Genomic DNA, 3,449 nt, shown 5'->3' with positions numbered 1-3,449 from the left:
CGGTCTGGTCCGCGTAGCGGTTGACCTTGTCCGGGTTCTGACGGGCGTACTGGCGGGCGGCGGCCACGGCGGCTCCGAGAACGGCCACGCGACGCATCAGGGCCATCTGGTGCACCTCATCCGGGTCGGGTCGGCCCCCGGCTGGCTCCGGGGGATCGGTTCCCTCCTGGGTACCACGATCCGGGTGGTGCCCACGCGTCGGGGCGCGGACCGGCCCGGCAACGGATGATGGTGCACGAGGGGACGGTGTCCCATTTCTCGGGAATGCCCGCGTTCCCGGTGAAAGGCAGGTGTGTAGCCGGGCAGCACACCTCCGGGTCTGGGGGGTAGACCCGGATTTCGTCGGGGGGAGACGTTGCTGCCCGGCTACGCTCGCAGCGTATTCCTGCCCCGGGTCGGCCAACAAGAGCCGGGGACGTGAATGTGCCGTGTGATTCCCGGACTGTGGTTCCCGTGCCACCGGCAGGCCCGCGATCAGGCGTAACGGGTGCGCCGGGCGGCCCCTACGGGTGGTGACCGTATCGCGGCGCAGCAGGGTGCGCAATTTCCGGATCTCCGCGGAAAAAGGTTCCGTCCGGACCGTCGTGATCCGTTTCCGCGGAATCGGATCAACGCCCGCCGGACGCGTGCGGGAAACCGAGGTGGTGCTGGGGGACCTCGGGCGAGGCGGTGTCCAGCGGGATCGCGGGCGAGCGGACGAGACCGAGCTGGGCGCTCTGGCGGGGCTGGAGTGCCTCGAGGATCCAGTCCGCCGCGGTGCGGACGCGGTTCCCGGGCATCGAGGCCAGGTGGTAGCCGCGCGTGACGACCTTGGCGGGGAAGCCGGTGAGCGGGATGTGCAGCGGAGCCGCCGCGGCCTGGAACCCGCCCAGGTCGACGACGAAGCCGAGGTCGCGGTGGCGGTAGGGCCGCACCGACCCGTACCCGAGTGAGGCCGCGATGTTCCGGCCGGCGAGCGCCCCCTGGCGCACGGCGTGCTGTGCGGTCATGGCGGTGTACTCGCCGGGGCGGCTCGGGTCGGGCACGGCCGCCGCGTCCCCGCACGCGTAGAGCTCGGGGTGACCCGGCACCTGCAGCGTCTCGTGGACCACGACCCGCCCGGCCTCGACCTCGATGTCGAGGTCCTCGATCAGCGGGTCGGCGCGCACGCCGACGCACCACAGCAGCGTCCGGGTCGGGATGCGCTCCCCGGAGCTGAGCAGGACGCCCTCGTCGGTGGCCTCCTCCATCGTCTCGTCGGTGTGCACCTCGACCCCGCGCCGGCGCAGCACGGCGTCCGCGGTCGTCGCGAGGTGCTCGTCCAGTCCGGCGAGCACCGCACCCCGGCTGACGAGCACCCAGCGCATGTCGTCCGGGTCGAGGTGGCGGCTGCGCGCGAGGGCCCGGGTGAACAGCTGGCCCTGCGCGGCGACCTCGGTGCCCGTGTAGCCGGCGCCGACGACGACGAACGTGCACCGGGCCGCGCGCTCGTCGGGGTCGTCGCTCATCGCCGCGAGGTCGATCTGCCGCACGAGGTGGTCGCGGAGGTAGAACGCCTCCGGGACGCCGCGGAAGCCGACGGCGTACTCGTTCACCCCGGGGATCGGCATCACCTTGTGGACGCTGCCGGCCGCGATGACGAGCCGGTCGTAGGTCGTCCGGTGCGACACGCCCTCGGGGTCGAGCCACCCGATCTCCCGGGCGTCCAGGTCGATGGCGTCGACCTCGCCGGGCGCGTGGCGCACGCAGGCCGGCAGGGCGTCGGACAGGGCCACGGCGATGCGCCGCGGCTCGAGGATCCCGCCGGCCACCTCGGGGAGCAGCGGCAGGTAGAGGAAGTAGTTCGTGGGGCTGACCACGACGATCTCGACGGCGCCCCTCGTGCGCCGGGCCAGGGACTTCGCCGTGTGGAAGCCGGCGAAGCCGCTCCCGATGACGACCACCCGCGGGGGGCGGTCGGGCCGACCGGTGCGGTGGTCGTCGACGTGCGGAGCGTTCATGTCCCGAGAGGGTGCCGGATCGGCGCACGGCGGTGGAACCGCTCTCCGTGAGGTCCGCGTGTCGGTCGTGTGACGCCCGTGTGACGAGCCCCGGCCGACGTCGCGATCCGGGCGACCCGCGCCCCGGACGGCCCGATGTGATCGACGGCGCGCTGTGAGGTTCGTGGCGGTGCACCCCCGCGAGGGCTCGGGTATCGCGGAAGGGTGACGGCATCACTCGTGACCCTCGGCGACGAGCCCTTCGTCTCGCTGACCACCTTCCGCCGCACCGGCGAGCCGGTGTCGACCCCGGTGTGGGTCGTGCGTGACGGCGCCGGGCTCGTGGTCTACACCGTCGCCGACAGCGGCAAGGTCAAGCGCATCCGTCGTGACGCCCACGTGGAGCTGCGGGCCTGCGACCGCCGCGGGCGCGTGACCGACGGCACGCCCGTGGTCCCCGCGACCGCGGTCGTGGACGAGTCCCCGGAGACGGTGGACCTCGCCGAGCGGCTGCTCCGGGTCAAGTACGGCTGGGAGTTCGGGGGCGTCCGGCTCCTCCAGCGCGTCGAGCGCCTCCTGGGCCGCTCGAACAGCCCGCGTCCGCGGGCCGTGCTGCGCGTGACCCCGATGTGACCCCCGCCGTGGCGGGACGTGCCCCAGACTCGCGCGGGTGACCGTCGTCCTCGTCCACGGCAACCCCGAGACCGCCGCCGTCTGGGACCCGCTCGTCGCCGCGCTGCGCGAGGCCGGCGTCACCGACGTCGTCCCGCTGTCCCCGCCGGGCTTCGGGGCGCCGGTGCCGCCCGGGTTCTCCGCGACCGTCGACGGCTACCGCGACTGGCTGATCGGCGAGCTGGAGCGCCTCGACGGGCCGATCGACCTCGTCGGGCACGACTGGGGCGGCGGGCACGTCGTCACCGCCCTGATGGAGCGACCCGAGCTGGTGCGCAGCTGGGCGTCCGACGTCCTGGGGATCTTCGAGCCGGACTACGTCTGGCACGACCTCGCGCAGGCCTGGCAGACGCCCGGGGTCGGGGAGCGGCACATCGCGGCGATGCTCGGCGGGACACCGGCCGCGAAGGCGGAGCGGATGGTCGGCAACGGCATCTCCCCGGAGGTGGCGGAGCGGCTCGCCGCGGGGCAGGACGAGGCGATGCAGGCCTGCGTGCTGCGTCTCTACCGCGATGCCGCGCAGCCCGCGATGGCCCGGCGCGGGGAGGCCCTGGGCCGGCTGGCGGCGCGGCCGGGCCTCGCCGTCCTCGCGACCGAGGACCACTTCGTCGGCGACGAGGCGCTGCGCCGGCGGGGTGCGGAGCGCGCGGGGGCGCAGGTCGCGGAGCTCCGCGGCCTGGGGCACTGGTGGATGGTGCAGGACCCGAACCGCGGCGCCGGGGTGCTGCTGGCGTTCTGGGCGGGCCTGGACGGGTAATCCGGGGCATGGCCAAGGAGATTCTCGTCAGCTACGGGGTGGACATCGACGCCGTCGGGGGC

The 3,449-nt window shown here is 74.1% G+C and carries 3 protein-coding genes; 2 read left to right on the top strand and 1 reads right to left on the bottom strand.

Features of this window, described 5'->3' with window-relative positions; translation table 11 throughout:
- Positions 1 to 608 precede the first annotated feature (608 nt).
- Positions 609 to 1,979 (bottom strand): NAD(P)/FAD-dependent oxidoreductase, encoded by a 1,371-nt coding sequence (locus AC0CYZ_RS07530; RefSeq protein ID WP_472213873.1) that lies wholly within the window; start codon positions 1,977 to 1,979, stop codon positions 609 to 611.
- A gap of 204 nt (positions 1,980 to 2,183) precedes the next feature.
- Between AC0CYZ_RS07530 and AC0CYZ_RS07525 the strand changes: the two genes are divergently transcribed.
- Together AC0CYZ_RS07525 and AC0CYZ_RS07520 are read left to right on the top strand one after the other, a co-directional pair.
- Positions 2,184 to 2,591, top strand: coding sequence for a PPOX class F420-dependent oxidoreductase (locus tag AC0CYZ_RS07525; RefSeq protein ID WP_472213871.1), 408 nt, complete (start codon positions 2,184 to 2,186; stop codon positions 2,589 to 2,591).
- 37 nt (positions 2,592 to 2,628) lie between these two features.
- Positions 2,629 to 3,387, top strand: coding sequence for an alpha/beta fold hydrolase (locus tag AC0CYZ_RS07520; protein ID WP_472213869.1), 759 nt, complete (start codon positions 2,629 to 2,631; stop codon positions 3,385 to 3,387).
- Positions 3,388 to 3,449 lie beyond the last annotated feature (62 nt).

Source organism: Actinomycetospora sp., from assembly GCF_055612215.1.
The sequence above is the reverse complement of the archived record's forward strand: the minus strand, read 5'-3'. Positions and strand labels throughout refer to the sequence as shown.

Coding starts and splice junctions, on each gene's coding strand:
- AC0CYZ_RS07530 (WP_472213873.1), bottom strand. CDS start 1,979: ATGAACGCTCCGCACGTCGACGACCACCGCACCGGTCGGCCCGACCGC.